We start from the raw sequence: 21,048 nt of genomic DNA on the forward strand, positions 1-21,048 counted from the left end.
GAACCAATGCCAGTCATCGAGCCTGACTGGCATTTTTTATGCGCCCACTGTCTTGTCCTGATCAGTCACTATCGCCCAGGTCACTCCAGACAGGCTGACGAATACGCACAGTCTCTTTTCGAAATTCCCCATAGAACTGAAAACTGCTCCCCGGCATGTCTGCCAGCCCCAGGCTTATGGGGCGCGGCTGTGGTTGCTGCTGGCGCTGTGACTGCTCGTCGTCGGCCGATGGCTGAGCTTGCAGGCTCTTGATTCGCGCATCCAAGCCACGACCGAAGTTAGTCCATCTGAGTACCGAGCGGGCACCGCCGAAAAGTTGACTGGCAGTGGTTATCTTGGCGGGGACAGCGAGCGAGTAAGACAACCCCGTCGCGTTTTTGCCTGCCGCAACGAGCCCGCTGCCGAGGGGGCTGGAGAAGAATCCAATGGTCTTTTCAGATGACCTGCCCGCTGCGGCTGCAAAAGCTTTAGCCCCCAATGTGGCAGAAAGGCCGACACTGGCAACGACGCCAACACTGGAGAACCCGAAAGACGCCCATCCCAGGTTCTTGATGTGCTGCGAACGGTCCCACCCCATTTGCTTGTCGACGGCCTCGATACTCAGCCCTGTAATCCCCAGCGTGCCGCCTACCAAGCTAGAGCCCGTAGCGATGACGCCCAGAATATTTGCCGCCTTTACCCCCCCTTTAACGAGCGCCGCCGCCATCCCGACCACTGCAACCTTGAACGCCACCACCGTTAAGGCCAGCGCAGCCCCGGTCAGCACCCAAGCCAGCCACTTTGGAAAAAGCCCACTCGGGTCGATGAGGTTGATCGGGTTACCAGCGCAGTAGGCGTAGCTGTTAATCCCACCCTCATCAAAAGGCGCCAATGGATCAGCCGAAAGAAATACCATCAAGCGCGGGTCATAGGCACGCGCGCCCAAATGGTAAAGGCCGACCGCCGCATCCAGACGCTCGCCGTTAAACGCCGGCAGTTGCAGATCCGCCATCGATCGCACATTGCCGTCCTGCGGTACAACCTGGCCCTCGCCATACGGAGCGTAATGACGCTGTACAGGCGCTTGCCCAGGCGCCACCACGCCGCGCACGGTACCGGCACCGTCATTCAGATGCAGCTGCGGCCCCTCGACGCCACCGGTACGCGCCTGCACCTGGCCCCCGGCATTGAAGTAACGCAGTTTTCTACTGCCCTGCACCAACCTATCCAGATGATCCCCCGCATAGACCATGGCCACCGATGTTTCGTTGTCACGTGTCGCCACGACTTGTCGAGACTCGGCATCGTACTGGTAGCTGCACTGCTGGGAACCTTCCTGCACGCAGGTCAACTGGTCATAGCCGTTATAGGTGTACGTTCGCCCTGCTGGCCCCCCGGTCAAATTACCCGCCGCATCATAGGTCAGGGCATCATCCTGCAACGGGTTGGAGTGGGTCACACGGGTCAGGCGCGTGGGGTCTGCGTCGGTGAAAAACCGCTCGCTGATGTCCTGCGTGCCGTCAGCGAAAGTCGTCACGACGCCTGTGATGTTATCCAGGCTGTCGAAGCTAAATTGCTGCCCAACAATGTCGCGCCCCAGCCAATCCCGGGGATGTTCACGCCCCTCGCAGCCATAAGTCTTGAGCCGCAGGAAGGCGTCATAGGTAAAGGTCTCCCCCATCACCAATTCAGAGGCTGCGTCACGCACAATGCGACTGGCCAGCAGGCTGTTGGGATGATAAGTGCTGCTCATGACGTGTAGCAGCACGCCATTGTGCAAAAAGCGCCGCTGCGCCTCCCGCCCCAAGGTGTCGTAACTCACCTGTGTGACCACCTCAGTATCGGCGTAGCGAGTGGTCAGTACATCAGGTCGCGCAAACATGTCATAGCGCTGTTCAATGACTACCGTCCCAGCAGTCATCGTGCAAACCCTGCCCAGGGAGTCATATTCAAAGTCGCTACGCTGCCCATCATCCGTGGTGTGTTGCAACATACGCCCGCCGATTGAATAACCATACTGCGTGGTCTGCGGCCTACCGAGGACCGTCTGTACCTCTTTTTCCGGGTAGCCGTTCACATCATGGAATAACTCATGTTTGAGCGCGCCGCTTTCTGAATAGGTCGGCTGACCACTGACGGGATCATGCCGGTACTGCCTATCCGTGTGCCCCTCCATTTTGACCGTGCCTGGTGTGCTCAACTGCTTGTCGTAGGTCCATTGCTGACGATGCCCACTGCCCGAGACCACGGCGACAGGTTCGGTCCAGTTTGTCTCATAGTGCCAAGTGGTGGCGGGTGCCGTGCCCCTGGACTGAGCAGTCAAACGCCCCAGGCTGTCGTAGGTGCGCGATCCCACCTGCTTGCCATCGATACTGATTGAACTGGGCAGCGACTCGCTGGTTCCATGTGCATAGGCCACCGTGCGCAGCCGCGCAGGGCTGCCATCCGAGGGCGTGTGGAGGGTGGTCAACACGCGGTCGAACAGGTCATAGGTGTAAACGGTGCGATGCTTGTCCACGTCCGCCCGTGACAGGCAGCGCCCCAGGCCGTCATAGAGGCATGACTCCACTTCAGTGACCTGCCCCAGGGCGTCCACCCGGTTTACCAGGAACGGCTGATGGTGAACATTCAGATAGGTTTCCAGGAGCTCGCCGCCCTCGACCCCCGTTACACGCAGGTGCAGTCTTGGGTCATATTCATCGATCGCCACGCTGCCATCGGCGCGGCTTACACGGCAGGCGTTGCCCCACGCGTTATAAGCGTAGCCGGTGGTCAATACACGCTCGCCATCCGGCAGATAATCAATATGAGTCCGTTCCACCGTTTGCCCAAGGGCATCGTAGCGCCAGGTCCCGAGGGGCTGCTCCTTTGCGCCATTCTCCAGTAACAATGCCTCGGCAACTGGCCGTCCTGCCCCGTCGAAGTAAGTGACGGTACTGCGGCCTTGCGCATCAGTCATCACCAAATGAGCGCGTTTCCCTGACGCTGCATAGTGATAAACAAAACGACGGCTGGCCTCCTGCGGCTCACCTGGCGAGGCTGTCTGCGCCGTCAATCGTCCTGCGACATCGTACGCGGTGACCAGCGTTGCCCCTCCGTCCCGGCTCATCAACAGTAGGCGCCTGTCGACCAGAGAGTGCGTGCGCACTGACTCCAGCCAGTGGCCCTCACGCCCCAATAGCCGGCGAGTTTCGCTCAGCGTGTCGCCGGTGACGGTGTAATCGTAATTGCTGACTAATTGCAGGCCATCAATGGTAGACGTGGTGCTTTTCAACCGGCCAACCAGCTCGGCTGGCGTGTCGTAGTAGGTTTGCTGTGTGCTGAATACACCAGCCTGAGTGACCGACTCCTGCACGACAAAGTAGCTGCTACCCATATGTGTCACACGGGTATGGGTGTACTCGGTGAGTCGGGCGGCAGGCGTGCCTTCCGCGGGGATAAGGCGCTCTTGCTTGACGTAACGCTGAAACAAATCATGAGGGTCGGCCGGGCATTTACCCGCCTCGCCTTTGATCGGGTAATAGCTGTATTCGATGCGAACCCCGGAGGCCTCAGTACGGCTTAGCTCGTTACCGTAGTCGTCAGTCTCACTCTCGAGCTTGACCACCCGTTCCGCACCACCCGCCACCAACGCGTAACACGTGGTGAGAATTTTTGGCAGCTGGAGGTTGGGAGGCTGGTCCGGGAAGAGCCCTGGGCTCACGTTATATTCAATGGTCCTGGTAGTCAGGGTGCCTTCGCGCAGGACCTGTTCCTCGGCCAGCAGGTGGAATTTGTTGTAGGTGGTACGCGTAACGCTCAGCGGCGCCTCATGGGTTGTGTTATCGATGCGGGTCTCTTCCGTCCAATAGTCATACTTACTGCCTATCAGGTACAGGTTGTCTTCGCCCTCACGAAAACCGCCTGAAAAGGGATAGCCAGTGAAATTCCTGCTTGGGCTGTAACTATAGGTACGTGACATGCCGGGCTGGCCGGCAGCGGGTGTATGGACCCAACTGGTGACGCGAGGGATGTATTGACCATTGGCATACTGATGGCCGTTTTCGGCGTAGTTGATCAACTCGTCGCCACCCATCGGTGAGCGCACCCGACGGATAGCAATCATGCCGTTGCGAAAGGCTTGCCCGTACTCCAATACATAGCCTGCGCCGGGAGGAGATTCGCGACTGTCATAAGGAGCGGTGAAACCGGTCACCCGAGCGTTCGATTGGGTGAAGGTGATACGCGCATAACGTCCTCCGTCGACTCGCGTATCACTACGTACCAAGCGCCCATTGGAATAGGTCAACAACAGCAGCACTTGCTGATCATGATCCAGAATACGTTCAAGAGAACCACCCGGCGCGTACTCCCATTTCAGACGCTCACCGTTTTCAAACTGGATAGCATCAATACGATAGGACGTGGTGCTGCCCGTACGCTTCAAAATCTCGACGGTACCGTCCTTGTAAATCACATGAAGCGTCGTGGCATCGGGCCGCTGGACCACCAGGTCGGCAAGCTTGCGATCCTTGATCACCAGTGTTCCGCCCGCAGAGGGCAGGCTCTGGGTTTTGAATTGCTCGCCGGTAAGCAGCGTGAGCATAGAACGAGCGCTATCAAACTCGGTATTGCTGATCCGCCAGCCAGTCCCATAAACACCCGACTCGGTGTTCATCATGGAGAATGACAGCGCGATCGTTCTACTGACCTCCAGCGGGCCTTGCGGGTATAAGGTGGCCAACTGAATTCGACAACCGTATTGGCCGGTGCGTGGGTCTACTCCGCCTCCGAAGTAAGAGCGGAAATTAAAGGCTTGAGAGTAAACATCCATATCTGACTCCGATACTTAACGTAGAATCCAGAATGAGAGAAACCAAAAACCCACAACACTCTAAACATCCGTCAAACCAAGCTTATCTCCGTCATATAACTGCTCAATTCTAAAAACATGTTCGCATCCGTAATTATCCCACAAGCGCCAAACACTATTATTATCTCTGCTACCGGTTATATTATATTCCCCACAAAAACGAACAGCTCGCATTATTGTCGATCGCCGATTAAACCTGACAGAGCCGCCGGATGGATTGGGATGTCCGCTAAAAACATCCCCTATCAAAACTGAAGCATTAACAGTATCTTTATTAATCACCACTCCGCCCTTTGTAAATGAACTTTGCTTGTTTCTTGTAAAATAGGAGGTGCGAAAATTCCATCCTTCAGCAGGAATTGACGCAGGGGAGTCAAGACCTCTATTTACAAGAAATCGCAAACCCGCCGGGGGTGTCCAATAATAAACATCGACATCACACAGATTATCACTATAAGCATCATTATCGACATACTCGACAAGCTGGCTCGTTGACAACGCATAGGGTAGTGTTGCGCGAATCGTTACATACGAGTCAAATGCAACATCACCATCACTGTAGTTAGTCGTGTAAGTCACACCACTTATCTCGATAGACGCCATGAATCTGCGCTCGTCGATGGGCACACTCGGATCCACACGTAAATAGCGATCTACGATCTCGACTTGTCGCTGAGCGTGCCCGGTCACGGCTTCTGTTTTTTGATCCGGCCTTACCTCATCGATACGTGTACGCCAGAGACCCGTATCGTAAATGTTTTTCTCCTTATCACAGCTCCAACCTTCTGGAAGCGGCTCATTGACATTTGGCGAGTAGAGCGTAACGGTCAAGCCATTACGCTCCGCTTCCGAAAGCCTGACAGGCAGCCAATACCCATCGGTTTGTCGCTGTTCAATAGCAACCTCAACAACCACCTTGCATTGATGACGACTATTGGCATAGAGCTCATCGGTAAAAGTCCCGCCACCGGGCAACATGATTTTAAAATGAGTGACCCTCAGCGTCCGAACGATCTCACCGGTCAATTTAAAAAATGGAACGCCAGGCAGGTTCATTGAATCTATCTGTTTCACTAAAAACTTTTGCTCATTGCCATAGTTATCCAATACCCGCCAAAAACTCTTGGTGTCGCGACTCGCAGGCACCAGCTCAGACTTCAACCTGATCGCACGCAGCACAGTCGGTCTTTTGTTAAACGGTATCAAGGGGTTCGGCGATGGCGCAGGAAGCCCTGCATCAATCTCATGCAGATGAAGTGTCGAGTCCAACTCGTCCTTATTTATAAATGTCCCCACCCTACTTGAAGAAGTGTTATCAAGAGGTGAATGCCACGATAAAACGCTCTGAAAATCCTTACCCTCCCCAGGCAAACTCAGCGGACTATCAAAGCCCATGCTTTTTACCACCCACAAGCCGCCTGGAGGTGTCCAGTAGTAAACATCCACTGACGTGCGATAAGGCGGTGCACTGGCGTAGGCAAGATAATCTACATAGAGATCCATATCGTCTGCATCCCAGCTCATGGGACGGACCGGGCTAAGGGTGACAAAAGACTCAAGAGCAGCTTCATCTCTGAAGCTGTAAGTTGTGTAAATACAACTTTCAATCGTCACACACGCCATAAATACTGCTGGCCCGATGGGTGCGCCCGGGTCGCAACGCAAGTAGCGCTTGATAGGAGCCTCTGAGGAACGCTCAACACGCTCTACCAAGTCGTTGATCGGTTCCTGCTGCTGTGATTTGTCCCGCCAAAGTCCAAGAGTGAATTGATTTTTTTCTACATCGCAGCTCCACCCGGGAGCGAGCGTTTGATTGCCATGTTCTGACCATTCAACAAGGGTGACACTGGCGCGCTCCTCATCAGTTAAGCGCACACGGACCCACTCGTCGCCAGCGCCACTAACTTCTTTAATAACGTCAATGAGGACTTCACACTGATGGCGTCCGTTGGCATAGAGCCCATTCGCCGCCTCCGTATTGGCAGGACGACTGATGCTGAACCTCGACAAACGGCACTTGCTTGGTTGCGCGACCATGTCCCACCCCTTCATTAAGTTAGCCCTGATACCATCAGAACCTGCAGAGGGGGGGCGAAACAACTGTCAGATCTGACAGTTCGATAGATCCATTTTTAATATCGCTATCGGTTAGCAGCCCTGTATAAGCTATGGCTTCCAGCGATCCGCCGCCGCATGATCACTGTGCCGCCCTTCCACCCAACGCGGGCCGTCCGGGGTATTTTCCTTCTTCCAAAACGGCGCCCGCGTCTTCAGGTAATCCATCACAAACGCACACGCATCAAAGGCCGCCTGCCGATGCGCACTGGCCGCAGCGACAAACACAATCGGCTCTCCCGGCTCCAGCGTGCCGATGCGATGCAGCACCTCCAACTTGAGCAACGGCCAACGCTGCTCGGCTTCCAAGACGATCTTGGTCAGTGCTTTTTCGGTCATGCCGGGGTAGTGTTCAAGAAACATCCCCGACACCTCGCGCCCGTCATTGAAGTCACGCACATAACCGACAAAACTCACCACCGCGCCTACGCCCACATTGGCCGCGTGCATGGCGTTGACTTCGGCGCCAGGATCAAAGGCTTCGACCTGCACACGAATGGCCATGCTCAGCCTCCGGTTACGGGTGGGAAAAACGCGACTTCGTCACCCGTTTGCACCGGTTCATCAAGGCCGCACAGTTCTTCATTGCGTGCGCACATCAGGCTGCTCTCGTTGAGCACTGCAAACTCCGGGTCAGCGGCCAGCGCCAGGCGCACAGCATCGACGGTGGCGAAATCGCCCTCCATCTCCAGAGAGTCAAAGCCTACCGCTTCGGCGTAACGGGCAAAAAACAATACGTTGATGCTCATACCGGGTCCGCCTTGAAATGCCCGCTTTTACCGCCAAGCTTTTCCAGCAGGCGAATGCTTTCGATGGTCATGCCACGGTCCACGGCCTTGCACATGTCGTAGATCGTCAGTGCCGCGACGCTGGCGGCAGTCAATGCCTCCATCTCCACGCCGGTCTGGCCTGAAAGTTTGCAGCGCGCCAGGATATGCACGGCATCCACGCCATCGGCGCGCAGTTCGACCTTGACCCCGGTGAGCATCAGCGGGTGGCACAGGGGGATCAAGTCACTGGTTTTTTTCGCCGCCTGGATCCCGGCAATGCGGGCCACGGCAAATACGTCGCCCTTGGGGTGGGCGCCGTCGACAATCATTGTCAGGGTTTCGGGCAACATGCGCACCCGCGCTTCGGCCACGGCCTCACGGAACGTCACGGCTTTGTCGGTGACGTCGACCATATGGGCACGACCTTGGGAATCGAGATGAGTCAGCACAGCAATACTCCTGATCAGGAGCAGCGATTGTAAACCTGTGGGTCAAATTTGCGCAGGGCTGTTTATTCCATAGATGACTGTGGCGCGGGAGCAAGCTCCCTCGCCACAGGACACCGCTGCCGGGTTAGAAACGGAAGGTAAACCCGGCGTTGATCCCGTTGTTGTTACCGCGATTGGACAGCAAGCCGCTGTAGTTCAGCGACACCAGGGTGTCTTTGGTCAAGGCCATTTCCGCACTGGCCTTGATCACCGCGCCGTCCCGGGCGACGGGCACGCTATTAACGGCAAAAGCAGTGTCGCTGCCGGCAAACTTCAGCGAGGCTTCGCGATCGGTATCACCAAACTGATGCTCCCAACCCAGCTCACCGCGCAACGTCACTGCTGAGGTGGAGCTGAGCGGCAACTGCGTATGCGCACGCAGGCCCACCGTAGAAAGCGTCGCGTCCTGGCTTTGCTTGCCGGCGTGCAACGCAGCGGCACCGCCTTTTTCCTTGAACGAGTCGCTCTGGTAGTTCAGGTACGTGAGGTTGGCGAAGGGTTCGAATGGGTTCCATTGGGTGTAGCCGATCTCGGCAAACACTTGGTCGGTGCGCGCATTGTAATCGGCCTTGGCATAGTCCGACTGGTTGGCGTAAGCAACCCGCCGCGAAGTATCCAGACGGTGCCAGGTGGTGGCTCCGCCCAGGCGCAAGGCGATCGCCTCGAAGCGCTTACCGCCATACACCGACAGGTGATAGTTGTCGCTGTCCGCCGAAGCCGACTGGCCATTGAGGTGGCTCTGGGTATAACCGGTCGCCGCCCCAACACGCCAGCCGTCGCTGACCTCGGTATCCAGCCCCAGCAACACCCCACTGGTAGACGAAGAGTAGCCACTGGCGTTGTTGTCACCGCTGACGTTATTGCGCCCACCTAGCAGCTGCACCCAGCCGCCGTTGTCACGGCTATCGATCTGCGCGCTGGAATCCAGTGCCTGGGCCTGTTGCAGACGAGCATTGACCGCTTCGCGAAGGTATCGACTGTCGGCCATTTGCGCCGCCGCAACATCAGAATGCAGCTGCCCCGACAACTGCTTGAATGCATCCCGAGCCTGTGCGGCGGAATCGGAAGCCAACAGGCTTTCGTAAACCGGGCTGCCGGCGCCCAGCTTCTCGGCCGCCGTCGCCACAGCCCGTTCGTTGCGGGTTTGTGCGACGCTGGCGAAGGTGGTCTGGTTGCGCGCTATCGCCAGGGTCAGTTGGTTCGGTTGGTAAGCGAGTTGCATGCCGATGAACAGGTAGTTGGGCGCGAACGCCGCAAACTGGCCATTGATACCCTGGCTGGCGCTGAGGATGTTGAACTGCTGGCCCAGCAAGCTACGCGCCTCAGTGGCGGACAGCAGGTTGGGGCTGTTCTCCAGGGACACGTTCACCACACCGCCATTGAGGGTCGCCACGCCGCTGCTCTGGATCTGGTCGCTGCGGCCATTGGCCCCCACTTCAACGGCATACACCGAGCCAGGGTTGAAGGTCACGTCGCCGGTACGCAGCGTGCCAATCGAATGCCCCGGCGCCACGCGCCCGCCATTGTTGACGGTCAAGGCGCCCACCGTGCCGGTGCCGGCCAGGGTGCCGCCCACTGTGGTCACTACGCCGTTGTCCGCATTACGCGTGCCCACGGCACTGCCATCCACCGTCACGGCAGAGGTCAACGCACCGTCCACCGACAATTTGCCACCGCGCACCCAGGTGCTGCCTGAATAGGTGTTCTGGCCTTCCAACACCAACTCGCCGTCACCGGACTTGATCAGGCTACCGACGTAAGTAGTGCCGGTGAGCAAGTCCTGGCCACGGGTGAGCGTCGCCTGCTCCCGTGCATGGCCGATCTCGTATTCGAACTCTTCATCGGCCGAGGCACTGGTGGGCAGGCCATTGAGCCAGCCCTTCTGCTGCTTGGTCGCCGCCCAGGTGGCCTGCTCGGCAGCGTCTTCCACACGGCGGGCGCGAATGGCTTCATCGGAAATCGGGTTGGCCCAGATATCGCGGGTACCGGTAGGCAAGGCCACCGCCACGGCGCCAAGGAACTGCCCCGGCCCTTGCATCGCTTTTTGCAGATTGGGCAGGCCCCATCCGCTGACCACACCCGGCACTTGCGGCGTTCCCGGCGCGGCATCATGCACCGGTTGCAGGTTGTCGTAGGTGCGCCCTCCCGTCAGCTCGCCCACGGGCGTGTCCGCACCGTCCGGTGCCTGCAGGCTGGAGGTGGTGAGCAACACATCCCGCGCCTGACTGGCGGTCATGTAGGGAAAGCGCTGGATCACCAAGGCCAAGGCTCCGGAAACGCTCGGCGCCGCCGCGGAGGTACCATTGGCATTCGGAATGATTTCGCCCTCAGGCCCGGCAGACGGGATGCCCGATACGCCCATTACACACCACCACTTCGAGGTGCCGCAGCGGTTGTAGACCTGGGCGCTGGTCTCGTCATAGCCGGTGATCGCGAGGAACTTGCCTTCGATATCCGGCTTGAAAAATGGCAGGTTGGCGTTGGTGTCCGGGTTGGCACCGTGGCTGTCGTTGCCCGCCGAGATGATCTGGATAAAGGTGTTCTGGCGGGCCGCGTCGGCCATGGCGTCCATCCAGGTTTTGTGCCCGGCGTGGGCCTTGTCCCAGAACGGGCGATAGGCGGCGGTCATGTCACGCAGGTTTTGCGCGGCGCTGTCGCCGACATTGCCAAAGTGGTTCTCCACGTCATCGCGCGAGCTTTGCCCCCAGCTCTGGTTGACGATCGACACGTTCTTCGCCGCCAGGGCGTTGTAGCTGGCCATGAACGCGTTGTAGTCGAGGTCGTTGGAGCCTTGGTACCGATCGTTGTCGCTGCCGCCGGTGTTGGCGACAAAGATATTCGCATCGAAGGCAATGCCGTGCATACCGGTGCCGTTGCGATTGGCGCCGAGCACACCGGACATTTCCGTCCCGTGGCCATCGTTGAACGCCGGGTCATATTCCCCGGAGATATTGAAATGCTCACCCTGCTTGAACTCGCCGCTGGGCACTTCAAGACGGTAACGCGGATGGGTGGCGTAGTACTCGCCAGTGGATGTCACCGCCTGTACCCGGTCCTGGCCCAGGGCATTCTTGCCCTGAAACTCGAAGTGCCTGGTAAGGATGCCCGAGTCGAGCACGCCGACATTCACACCCTTGCCGGTGATGCCCAGGGCATAGGCGTAATACGCGTTGGTGCGGTCCAGGCCAGAGTTGACCTGGGCTTCCGGGGTTTTCCAGGTTTGCGCGTTAGCGCTCCAGTCACGGGTTGCGCCAGCCCAGGATTGCCCGGCGTTCAGTTGCGCGTTGAGGTTGCTGCTCACGCCCGGCTCTACGTAGGTATAGGGCTTGGCAGCCGGCAGGTTGACGATGATCGCCTTGGAAAAATCGAGAATATTGGTGGTGTAGCGACCATTGTTGCTGAACAGCCGGCTGCGGTAGTAATCCAGGCGCGAGGTGTAGTCCAGCGGGCGCCGGGTATCGCCGAGCATGGCGCCAATGGTGAGGTTTTCAGGCTGTAGTTCGTAGTTCTGCTTGAGGGCCGAATCGAACTTGCCTGACTGGGCGGCGAAGTCCTTGGCCGCCAGGTCGACGATATCCGCGTAGGCAAACCGCAGGTTCTTGTACACGTCGGTGCCGGGGCCGAACGAGGCGACGGCTTTGCGAAATGCCGACTCCAGTACCTGGGAGGTGTAGGGATTGTCGTCCGCCCAGGCCAATGAGCCCTGGCCCAGCCAGAGAGCCAGGCCGAGCGCGATAGGTGTCAGGGGTATCTGCTTGAAACGAGTGGCGTGCTTGCGTTGCGACAAAGTGAAGCCATTACCTGCTACGTCCATTTTCCTTTCCCTTTGGATATGTGCGTCGTCAATGAGCGGTGTTTCGGGCTTTTGTAATAGGCAGGGTCACGGTGAAAACCCTAGATAGGTCTTCAAAAGGTTCGTCGAATCAAGGAGGTGGCGCTCCGACGGGTTGTGGAGTGTTTTTATTGTTTCTACCGCGAGAAAAAATGTAACAAAATAATTACAAAAACCACAAGTACCCAGGGCGCGTTATCGCAGGCAAATGTCGCCCACAACAAAAACCCCGGATTTCGTGAAAAATCCGGGGCGGTTCGTGGCATTTAGCCACTTGTTAGTTACAGGTGGGACTCGGCGTATTCAGCCAGAATAGAACGAGGCACCCCTTGCAGCGCGATATGCACGCCGTTGGGGAAGTCTTTGAAACGTTCCGTCAGGTAGGTCAGCCCGGAGCTGGTCGCGGACAGGTAAGGGGTGTCGATCTGTGCCAGGTTGCCCAGGCACACCACTTTGGAACCGGCGCCGGCACGGGTGATGATGGTTTTCATCTGGTGCGGGGTAAGGTTCTGGCATTCATCGATCAGGATCAGGCTCTGCTGGAAGCTGCGACCTCGGATGTAGTTGAGGGATTTGAACTGCAACGGCACTTTGCTGAGGATGTAGTCGACGCTGCCATGGGTGTTTTCGTCATCCATGTGCAAGGCTTCGAGGTTGTCGGTGATCGCCCCCAGCCACGGCTCCATTTTTTCCGCTTCGGTGCCGGGCAAAAAGCCGATTTCCTGGTCCAGGCCCTGCACGCTGCGCGTGGCGATGATGCGGCGGTAGCGCTTGGTCACCATGGTCTGTTCGATGGCAGCGGCCAGGGCGAGGATGGTTTTGCCCGAGCCTGCGGCGCCGGTCAGGTTGACCAGGTGGATGTCCGGGTCGAGCAGCGCGTACAGCGCCAGGCTCTGGTAGATATCACGCGGTTTCAGGCCCCAGGCTTCCTGGTGCAACAGGGGTTCCTGATGCAGGTCGAGAATCAGCAGCTTGTCGACCTGGATCTCTTTGATCCAGCCCACGAAGCCCTGTTCGTCGACGATGAATTCATTGATATGCACGGCCGGCAGGTTGTCGATCAGCTGTACCTGGTGCCAGGTGCGGCCATGGTCCTGACGGGTCTCGACCTTGCTGACACGGTCCCAGAACGAACCGGTCATCATGTGATAACCCCGCGACAGCATCGACACGTCGTCGACTAGCTGGTCGGTGCTGTAGTCCTCGGCAGCGATCCCACACGCTCGTGCCTTGAGGCGCATATTGATGTCTTTGGTCACCAGCACTACGCGCAGGTCCTTGTCGCGAGCGTGCAGGTCGATCAATTGGTTGATGATTTTGTTGTCGTTCAGGTTTTCCGGCAGCAGGCTGTTGGGCTCGCTGCGCTTGCTCATCAGGATCGACAGCAAGCCCTTGGGCCCGCTTTTGCCACGCTGGATCGGCACACCGACCTCAACGTCCTCGGGCGAGGCTTCGCCCAGGGTCTTGTCGATCAGACGGATGGCCTGGCGGCATTCGGCGGCGACGCTGTGGTGGCCGCTTTTGAGTTTGTCGAGCTCCTCAAGCACGATCATCGGGATGGCGACGTGGTGTTCTTCGAAGTTAAGCAGTGCGTTTGGATCGTGGATCAATACGTTGGTATCAAGCACGTAAAGGATTGGCTGGTCGGAAGAAGGGGTACGTCCATGATCATCCATACTCGGTCACCTTTGTGGGAGCCAGTCGACGCAATACCTGGGCGGTGCTGCGCCTCGATTCGACCACCGACCACACCTGAGTGACGTCAAGTGCAGTGCCCACATGAGGAGTCTTGGAAGACGCCACCTGTGTTGCAGGGTTCGGCGGTCTGACTTCGTAATACCGCAAAACCCATGACAGGAAAAAGCACTTTGACGCTTTTTTGAAGTTTATTTTTCAGGATGACGAATAGCACTAGCCGAGTGCCAGCCACCCCGTTAAAGTCGGAAGTCCGCCTGCAGCGAAATGTCGCAGAAAATCACCCCAGAAATGCCTCAACCCCAACGGGGCCGGGGATTTTCAGCGAAATGCCTCGCGACACTCCTGCCAACCCAAACCACTCTGCGCCGTTGCCTGCAACACTATCGGTATTGCCACCCGCGCCTTGTCCTGGGTGTCGTGAAACGCAATTACGCCTTTGCGCCACAGCAGCATCAGCGTCAGCACCCGCTGCGCCGATTCCTCGGCCTTGAGTTTGCCCGGATCGTCCTGGGAGTCGATGTCCCACAACGCCACCTGCAAACCCTGCTGCTGGAAGAACCCCTGGCTGTCCGCACGACGCTGCCCATAAGGCGGTCGGAACAGCGGCACATAGTTTTCCGGCATCAGGTTCTGTACCAGCGCGGCACTGCGGGTGATGGAGCTTTGCCAGTCGACCCAATGGCTATGGGAACGGTATTGCCAACCCTGGATACCTACGCACTGCCCTTGGTACAGCGCCTGCACATCCGCGACAGAACTGCGCTCCACACGGCTTTGCAAACTGCTGCCGAGGGCGAAGAACGTGGCGTTCATCTTCTGCTTGCGCAGGTAGTCGGTGAGCCAGTCGGTATTACCGCCCACCAACGCCGGGCCGCCGTCGAAGGTCAGCAGGAACATGCGATCGTTGAGCTCGTCGCCATTGCGCTCATGGTCGCCGAAACGCGCCACTTCGCTGCTGATCTGCGGGAACAGCGCAGCCTTGCGCAGCAGCTCATCCAGATAGCGCTCATGAAAGTGCCGGCTGGGTGCGGCCCAGCCTATATAGAACGAGTTGTCACTGACCTCGAACTTGCCGGCCTGCTCGCGCAGGTCGTCCATGTTTTCCACCAGGTAGCAGAACGAAGCATCTTCCTCGCAGCTTTGCTGGGCGAAGCTGTAGTTCTCCAACAGCCGTTGCCAGAGCTGGCGACGCAGGTCGTCGATGGCCGCCAGGTTGATGATCTTCAGCCCCAGGCGTTGCTTGAGCGCGCTTTCGTCCAAGGCTTCGCTGGCAAGCAGGCCGTGGGCAAACATCAGGATTTCTGCCCGCGAAGCCACATCGAACAGCGCCGGGCTGCTGAGTTTTTCCGGCCAGGTGCTACGGTCTAGGCTGGCGACATCCACCGGCGCCGCTTGGGCGGTGACGCACAGCAGGCAAGCCGACAATAAAAGCGCTAATCGCACACGGGGTCTTCCTTTCCAGAGTTACCGCCCATCATAGCGGATCGCATCTATCGCCATCATAGGTGGAGTCCAAACGCCCCACCCCCTAGAATCTCGCCCACGATTCCAGGAGCCAACTTCATGCTGATGGTGATTTCCCCCGCCAAAACCCTCGATTTCGAGTCCAAGCCGGTCACTGCGCGCTTCACCCAGCCGCAATACCTGGACCATTCCCAGGAGCTGATAGAACAGCTGCGCGAACTGAGTCCGGCGCAAATCAGCGAGTTGATGCACGTCTCCGACAAGATCGGTGGCCTCAACGCCGCGCGCTTCGGCAGTTGGACACCAGCCTTTACTCCGGCCAACGCCAAGCAGGCGCTGCTGGCTTTCAAGGGCGACGTGTATACCGGCCTGAACGCCGAGACCTTCAGCGATGCCGATTTCAGCTATGCCCAGGACCACCTGCGTATGCTCTCAGGCCTGTACGGCCTGCTGCGCCCGCTGGACCTGATGATGCCGTATCGCCTGGAGATGGGCACCAAGCTGGCCAACGCCCGGGGCAAGGACCTTTACGCGTTCTGGGGCACCCGCATCAGCGAATGGTTGAATGAGGCCCTGGCCGCACAGGGCGACGATGTGCTGCTCAACCTGGCGTCCAATGAGTACTTCTCGGCGGTCAAGCGCACGGCCCTGAACGCGCGGATCATCAACACCGAGTTCAAGGACCTGAAGAACGGCCAGTACAAGATCATCAGCTTCTACGCGAAAAAGGCCCGGGGCATGATGAGCCGCTTTGTGATTGAAGAACGCATCAACGATCCGGCCAAGCTCAAGAAGTTCGATGTGCAGGGCTATCGCTTCAATGCGGAGCAGTCCAAGCCGGATAACCTGGTGTTTTTGCGCGATCACGCACCGGAATAAGGCCTGTACAGCCACCAAAATCAAATGTGGGAGCTGGCTTGCCTGCGATAGCGCAGGGTCAGCCGGCTCATATGTTTCTGATAGACAGCTATCGCAGGCAAGCCAGCTCCCACATTTTTTGCCTGCATTTCACCTCAAGAATAGTCATTTATTTGGCGCCAGAAAAACATCCAGACACAACCCTAACGATTTTTTCACTCGACACTTGTCGGTTTTTTTCGTAGTGGCACCACTTTTTTTAATCAGTAGTGGCACAAAACTATCCCCGCGCACCAACTCCCCATAACTACTGGCCTGAATAGCAAGTGCTATCAATATAGTACCAGTGCCATCTTTTCTAATATTTCAAAAAATTTCGGGAAAGGGGATGAGCGGCCAGGAACTTCGTCCTGATGCACCGCTCATACCACCGGTAACGAAATTCTCTGCTTACGTAAGAGATGACTTACATAACGACCAACGGAAGTAGCCAAGTTGTCATAAAACACTTTGGTTCTATGGTCATAACATCAACTGATCGAGTTAAGGGTGGCGATAAGTACGCATTGCTATCCCCCGCAGGCCAAGGCAGCGCTGACCTAAATGAGCCCGTGCACACACACAAGGCATTGATAGAAAAGGCATTTTGCCTTCATCAAAACCTTGCCGCACCGGCGCCGGAGCCTTCCTCCAAGGAAGCACGGCTGCATTTCAGGGCAAGCCCCAATAATAAGGCCTCGTTGCGCACAACTTGAGTGCAATAGTTAGTCACTCGTTATTCAACATGCCTGCACGCGGTAAGTCGGCGTCTATTCGCCTAACTTTCGCGGCATCAGTGACGCTTGCAAACATGAACTCCGGCCATTTAATGGCATGAATTAAACAAAGAGGTAATTGCGATGCGCATCAGCATATTTGGTTTGGGTTACGTTGGCGCCGTGTGTGCCGGTTGCCTGTCTGCCCGTGGCCACGAAGTGGTCGGCGTAGACATCTCCAAGGAAAAGATCGACCTGATCAATGCGGGTAAATCGCCGATTGTTGAGCCGGGTCTGGGCGAGCTGTTGAGCCAGGGTATCCAGACCGGCCGACTGCGTGGCACTACCAACTTCGCCGAGGCGATTCGCGATACCGACCTGTCGATGATTTGCGTCGGCACGCCCAGCAAGAAGAACGGCGACCTGGAACTGAACTACATCGAGTCGGTATGCCGCGAGATCGGTTTTGTCCTGCGTGACAAGACCACCCGCCACACCATCGTGGTGCGCAGCACCGTCCTCCCGGGCACTGTCGCCAACGTAGTGATTCCAATCCTCGAAGACTGCTCCGGCAAGAAAGCCGGCGTCGACTTCGGCGTTGCGGTCAACCCGGAATTCCTGCGTGAGTCCACCGCCATTGCCGACTACGACCTGCCACCGATGACCGTCATCGGCGAGTTCGATAAAGCTTCCGGCGATGTCCTGCAATCGCTGTACGAAGAACTCGACGCGCCGATCATCCGCAAGGACATCGCCGTCGCCGAAATGATCAAGTACACCTGCAACGTGTGGCACGCCACCAAGGTCACCTTCGCCAACGAGATCGGCAACATCGCCAAGGCCGTCGGCGTCGATGGTCGTGAAGTGATGGAAGTGGTCTGCCAGGACAAGACCCTCAACCTGTCCCAGTACTATATGCGCCCAGGCTTCGCTTTCGGCGGTTCGTGCCTGCCAAAAGACGTGCGTGCCCTGACCTACCGCGCCGGTTCCCTGGACGTGGAAGCACCCCTGCTCAACTCGCTGATGCGCAGCAACGAGTCCCAGGTACAGAACGCCTTCGACATCGTTTCCAGCCACGACAAGCGCAAAGTCGCCCTGCTGGGCCTGAGCTTCAAGGCCGGTACCGATGACCTGCGTGAAAGCCCATTGGTAGAACTGGCGGAAATGCTGATCGGCAAGGGCTACGACCTGAGCATCTACGACAGCAACGTCGAGTACGCCCGTGTGCACGGCGCGAACAAGGACTACATCGAAGGCAAGATCCCGCACGTGTCGTCCCTGCTCAACTCGGATTTCGATGATGTGATCAACAACTCCGACGTGATCATCCTCGGTAACCGTGACGAGAAGTTCCGTGCCCTGGCGCATAACGCTCCGGAAGGCAAGCAAGTGGTCGACCTGGTGGGCTTCATGTCCAAGGCCACCAGCGTGAGTGGCCGTACTGAAGGTATTTGCTGGTAACAGCAACGGCAAGTTTCAGGCTGCCAGTGGCTTACCCCAGCACTTGCAGCCTGAAGCCTCCTCCCCTTCCGGATGACGCTTATGTCCAAGTTAAAACATGTATTTCTGCAATCGGCCGGCTGGCTGTTATTCCTCAGCCTGTTGATGGGGCTCGCCCTGCTGTTGCCGGCGAGTACCTTCGATTCGCAATCGAAGAATTTTATTTTCCTGATTGGCGCCGTGGGTATCTGGCGCTACTCGATGGGTGCGACGCATTTCTTTCGCGGCATGCTGTTTCTCTACGTGGTGTACCCGCACCTGCGCCGCAAAGTGCGCAAGCTGGGCAAGGCCGCCGACCCGTCCCACGTGTTCCTGATGGTCACCAGTTTTCGTATCGATGCGCTGACCACCGCCCAGGTGTACAGCTCGGTGATTCGCGAAGCCATCGAATGCGGCTTCCCGACCACCGTGGTCTGCTCGCTGGTGGAAATGTCCGATGAGCTGCTGGTGAAAAGCCTCTGGGAAAAGATGAACCCGCCGGCTCACGTCAAGCTCGACTTCGTGCGCATCGCCGGTACCGGCAAGCGTGACGGTTTGGCCTTCGGTTTTCGCGCCATCTCGCGCCACCTGCCGGATGACCGTGCCGTGGTAGCTGTGATCGATGGCGACACCGTGCTCGCCGAAGGCGTGGTCCGCAAGACCGTCCCCTGGTTCCAGCTGTTCGGCAATGTCGGTGGCCTGACCACCAACGAATTCTGCGAAGTGCGCGGCGGCTACATCATGAGCGAGTGGCACAAGCTGCGCTTCGCCCAGCGCCACATCAACATGTGCTCCATGGCTCTGTCCAAGCGCGTGCTGACCATGACCGGGCGCATGTCGGTGTTCCGCGCCAGCGTAGTGACTGACCCGGGCTTTATCGCCGACGTGGAAAGCGACTCGCTGCAACACTGGCGCCTGGGGCGCTTCAAGTTCCTCACCGGCGATGACAAGTCCAGCTGGTTCAGCCTGATGCGCCTGGGCTACGACACCTTCTACGTACCGGACGCCGCGATCAACACCGTGGAACACCCGCCGGAAAAGAGCTTTATCAAAGCCAGCCGCAAACTGATGTTCCGCTGGTACGGCAACAACCTGCGCCAGAACTCCCGTGCCCTCGGCCTGGGCGTGCGTCGCCTCGGCGTGTTCACCAGCGTGGTGCTGTTCGACCAGCGCGTGTCGATGTGGACCTCCCTGCTCGGCCTGACCGTGGCGATGATCGCCACGTTCAAGTATGGCGGCGCGTTCATCCTCGCGTACCTGCTGTGGATCGGTATCACCCGCCTGATCCTGACCCTGTTGCTGTCGTGCTCGGGCCACAAGATCGGCCCGGCCTACCCGCTGATTCTCTATTACAACCAGATCATGGGCGCGTTGGTGAAGATCTACGTGTTCTTCCGCCTTGATCAACAGTCCTGGACCCGCCAGGACACCAAACTGACCCGCGATTTGGCCAGCTTTCAACGTTGGTTCAACACCTGGTCGTCTCGGACCATGACCTTCTCCGCCGGCAGCATCTTCGTTGCCGTGTTGCTGATGATGGTCTGACCCTGCCAAGCCTGAATTAACTAGGAAATCGAATACTATGAACAGCCAAGTAAACGCCAACGTTGTCCACGAATCCGAAGCCCAGCGCCAGCACGCACGGGTCAAAATCCCGGCCAAGCTGCGCTTCTTCAACAGCGACCGCACGCCAACTGAAGCACGCGTGATCGACCTGTCCGCCGGTGGCCTGGCCTTTACCGCCACCCAGCCGCTCACCGTCGGCCAGGTGCACAAGGGCCGCCTGCAGTTCGTGATCGATAACCTCGGTCTGGCCATGGACGTGGAGCTGCAAATCCGCTCCTACGACCGCCAGACCGGCCGCACCGGCTGCCAGTTCCAGAACCTCGATGCCCAGGATATTTCCACCCTGCGCCACCTGATCACCTCGCACTTGTCCGGCGACATCGTGACCATGGGCGACGTGCTGGCGACGCTGCAACGCGACAACTTCACCAAGGCGCGCAAGGTCAAGGACAGCGGCAGTGGCATGACCGCGTTCGGTCGCCTGCGGGCGGTGACGTTCAGCCTGGCGATTTTCCTGGTTGGCCTGGCCGCCTTCGGTTTTGTCTTCAAATCGCTGTACGGCATGTACTTCGTCAGCCACGCCCAGGCCGGCCTTGTGAGCGTACCGGGCATGAACGTGACCATGCCGCGTGACGGCACCGTGCAGAGCCTGCTCAAAGGTGACTCGGTAGCGGCCAAGGGCGCGCCACTGGCGACGTTCAGCACCAGTATGCTCGACGTGCTCAAGGGCCACCTGGACGAAGACCAACTGCAACCGGCCAAGGTTGAAGAGCTGTTCGGCAAGCAAATGACCGGCACCCTCACCTCGCCATGCGATTGCGTGGTCGCCCAGCAACTGGTCGCCGACGGCCAGTACGCCAGCAAGGGCGATGTGATCTTCCAACTGGTGCCGCGTGGCAGCCAGGCTAACGTCGAAGCCCGCTTCACCTACCGCCAGTTTGGCGATGTGCGTCCAGGTACGCCGGTGAGCTTCCAGGTCGCCGACGAAGAACAGGTTCGCACCGGCACCATCGTCAGCAGCACCAGCCTGAACAGCGCCGACCTGTCCTCTGACATCCGTGTGCAGATCAAGCCCGACGCACCGCTGGACAGCACCTATGCCGGTCGCCCGGTGGAAGTCACCAGTGACCGTGGCCCATCGCTGAACTGGCTGATCGACAAAGCCATGGCTCACGGTCTGTAAGCGAGGACA

The 21,048-nt window shown here is 58.1% G+C and carries 12 protein-coding genes; 4 read left to right on the forward strand and 8 right to left on the reverse strand.

The annotated features are described in order from the left end of the window. Nucleotides 1–61: 61 nt before the first annotated feature. The 8 genes from FW800_RS17910 to FW800_RS17945 all read right to left on the reverse strand — a co-directional run bounded on the left by FW800_RS17910 (nt 62) and on the right by FW800_RS17945 (nt 15,177). Complete coding sequence (locus FW800_RS17910; protein ID WP_446438145.1) at nt 62–4,792, reverse strand: RHS repeat-associated core domain-containing protein; 4,731 nt, start codon at nt 4,790–4,792, stop codon at nt 62–64. Between the two features lie 60 nt (nt 4,793–4,852). After that, a complete protein-coding gene (locus tag FW800_RS17915) occupies nt 4,853–6,868 on the reverse strand; it encodes a hypothetical protein (protein ID WP_446438146.1) in 2,016 nt (671 codons plus the stop codon). A gap of 129 nt (nt 6,869–6,997) precedes the next feature. Further along, nucleotides 6,998–7,450, reverse strand: coding sequence for a molybdopterin synthase catalytic subunit MoaE (gene moaE, locus FW800_RS17920; RefSeq protein WP_078820332.1), 453 nt, complete (start codon nt 7,448–7,450; stop codon nt 6,998–7,000). A 2-nt stretch (nt 7,451–7,452) separates the two neighbouring features. After that, a complete protein-coding gene (gene moaD / locus FW800_RS17925) occupies nt 7,453–7,695 on the reverse strand; it encodes a molybdopterin converting factor subunit 1 (RefSeq protein WP_248091201.1) in 243 nt (80 codons plus the stop codon). Continuing rightward, the gene (moaC, locus tag FW800_RS17930; RefSeq protein WP_032877677.1) at nt 7,692–8,165 is read right to left on the reverse strand and encodes a cyclic pyranopterin monophosphate synthase MoaC; all 474 of its coding nucleotides are present in this window, start codon (nt 8,163–8,165) and stop codon (nt 7,692–7,694) included. Before moaC ends, moaD begins: the two co-directional genes overlap by 4 nt. Nucleotides 8,166–8,289: 124 nt before the next feature. Then, nucleotides 8,290–12,018: an autotransporter domain-containing protein gene (locus FW800_RS17935; RefSeq protein WP_446438147.1), complete on the reverse strand. Its 3,729-nt coding sequence runs from the start codon at nt 12,016–12,018 to the stop codon at nt 8,290–8,292. 299 nt (nt 12,019–12,317) lie between these two features. After that, a complete protein-coding gene (locus FW800_RS17940; RefSeq protein WP_032877681.1) occupies nt 12,318–13,712 on the reverse strand; it encodes a PhoH family protein in 1,395 nt (464 codons plus the stop codon). Nucleotides 13,713–14,052: 340 nt separating this feature from the next. Next, entirely contained in the window at nt 14,053–15,177 is a 1,125-nt protein-coding gene (locus tag FW800_RS17945) for a polysaccharide deacetylase family protein (RefSeq protein WP_078820329.1), read from the reverse strand. Nucleotides 15,178–15,297: 120 nt separating this feature from the next. On the opposite strand from FW800_RS17945, the gene yaaA reads away from it, so the two are divergent. The 4 genes from yaaA to FW800_RS17965 all read left to right on the forward strand — a co-directional run bounded on the left by yaaA (nt 15,298) and on the right by FW800_RS17965 (nt 21,039). After that, entirely contained in the window at nt 15,298–16,077 is a 780-nt protein-coding gene (gene yaaA, locus FW800_RS17950; protein WP_446438148.1) for a peroxide stress protein YaaA, read from the forward strand. Between the two features lie 878 nt (nt 16,078–16,955). Further along, complete coding sequence (locus FW800_RS17955; RefSeq protein ID WP_014717010.1) at nt 16,956–18,272, forward strand: nucleotide sugar dehydrogenase; 1,317 nt, start codon at nt 16,956–16,958, stop codon at nt 18,270–18,272. A gap of 81 nt (nt 18,273–18,353) precedes the next feature. Continuing rightward, nucleotides 18,354–19,835, forward strand: a complete 1,482-nt coding sequence (gene alg8, locus FW800_RS17960) for a mannuronan synthase (protein WP_005785017.1) — start codon at nt 18,354–18,356, stop codon at nt 19,833–19,835. A 37-nt stretch (nt 19,836–19,872) separates the two neighbouring features. Then, nucleotides 19,873–21,039, forward strand: coding sequence for an alginate biosynthesis protein Alg44 (locus FW800_RS17965; protein WP_338476515.1), 1,167 nt, complete (start codon nt 19,873–19,875; stop codon nt 21,037–21,039). Nucleotides 21,040–21,048 lie beyond the last annotated feature (9 nt).

Source organism: Pseudomonas sp. 910_23 (assembly GCF_052850795.1).

Coding starts and splice junctions, on each gene's coding strand:
- FW800_RS17935 (WP_446438147.1), bottom strand. CDS start 12,018: ATGGACGTAGCAGGTAATGGCTTCACTTTGTCGCAACGCAAGCACGCC.
- moaE (WP_078820332.1), bottom strand. CDS start 7,450: ATGGCCATTCGTGTGCAGGTCGAAGCCTTTGATCCTGGCGCCGAAGTC.
- yaaA (WP_446438148.1), top strand. CDS start 15,298: ATGCTGATGGTGATTTCCCCCGCCAAAACCCTCGATTTCGAGTCCAAG.
- FW800_RS17915 (WP_446438146.1), bottom strand. CDS start 6,868: ATGGTCGCGCAACCAAGCAAGTGCCGTTTGTCGAGGTTCAGCATCAGT.
- FW800_RS17910 (WP_446438145.1), bottom strand. CDS start 4,792: ATGGATGTTTACTCTCAAGCCTTTAATTTCCGCTCTTACTTCGGAGGC.
- alg8 (WP_005785017.1), top strand. CDS start 18,354: ATGTCCAAGTTAAAACATGTATTTCTGCAATCGGCCGGCTGGCTGTTA.
- FW800_RS17940 (WP_032877681.1), bottom strand. CDS start 13,712: ATGGATGATCATGGACGTACCCCTTCTTCCGACCAGCCAATCCTTTAC.
- FW800_RS17955 (WP_014717010.1), top strand. CDS start 16,956: ATGCGCATCAGCATATTTGGTTTGGGTTACGTTGGCGCCGTGTGTGCC.
- moaD (WP_248091201.1), bottom strand. CDS start 7,695: ATGAGCATCAACGTATTGTTTTTTGCCCGTTACGCCGAAGCGGTAGGC.
- FW800_RS17965 (WP_338476515.1), top strand. CDS start 19,873: ATGAACAGCCAAGTAAACGCCAACGTTGTCCACGAATCCGAAGCCCAG.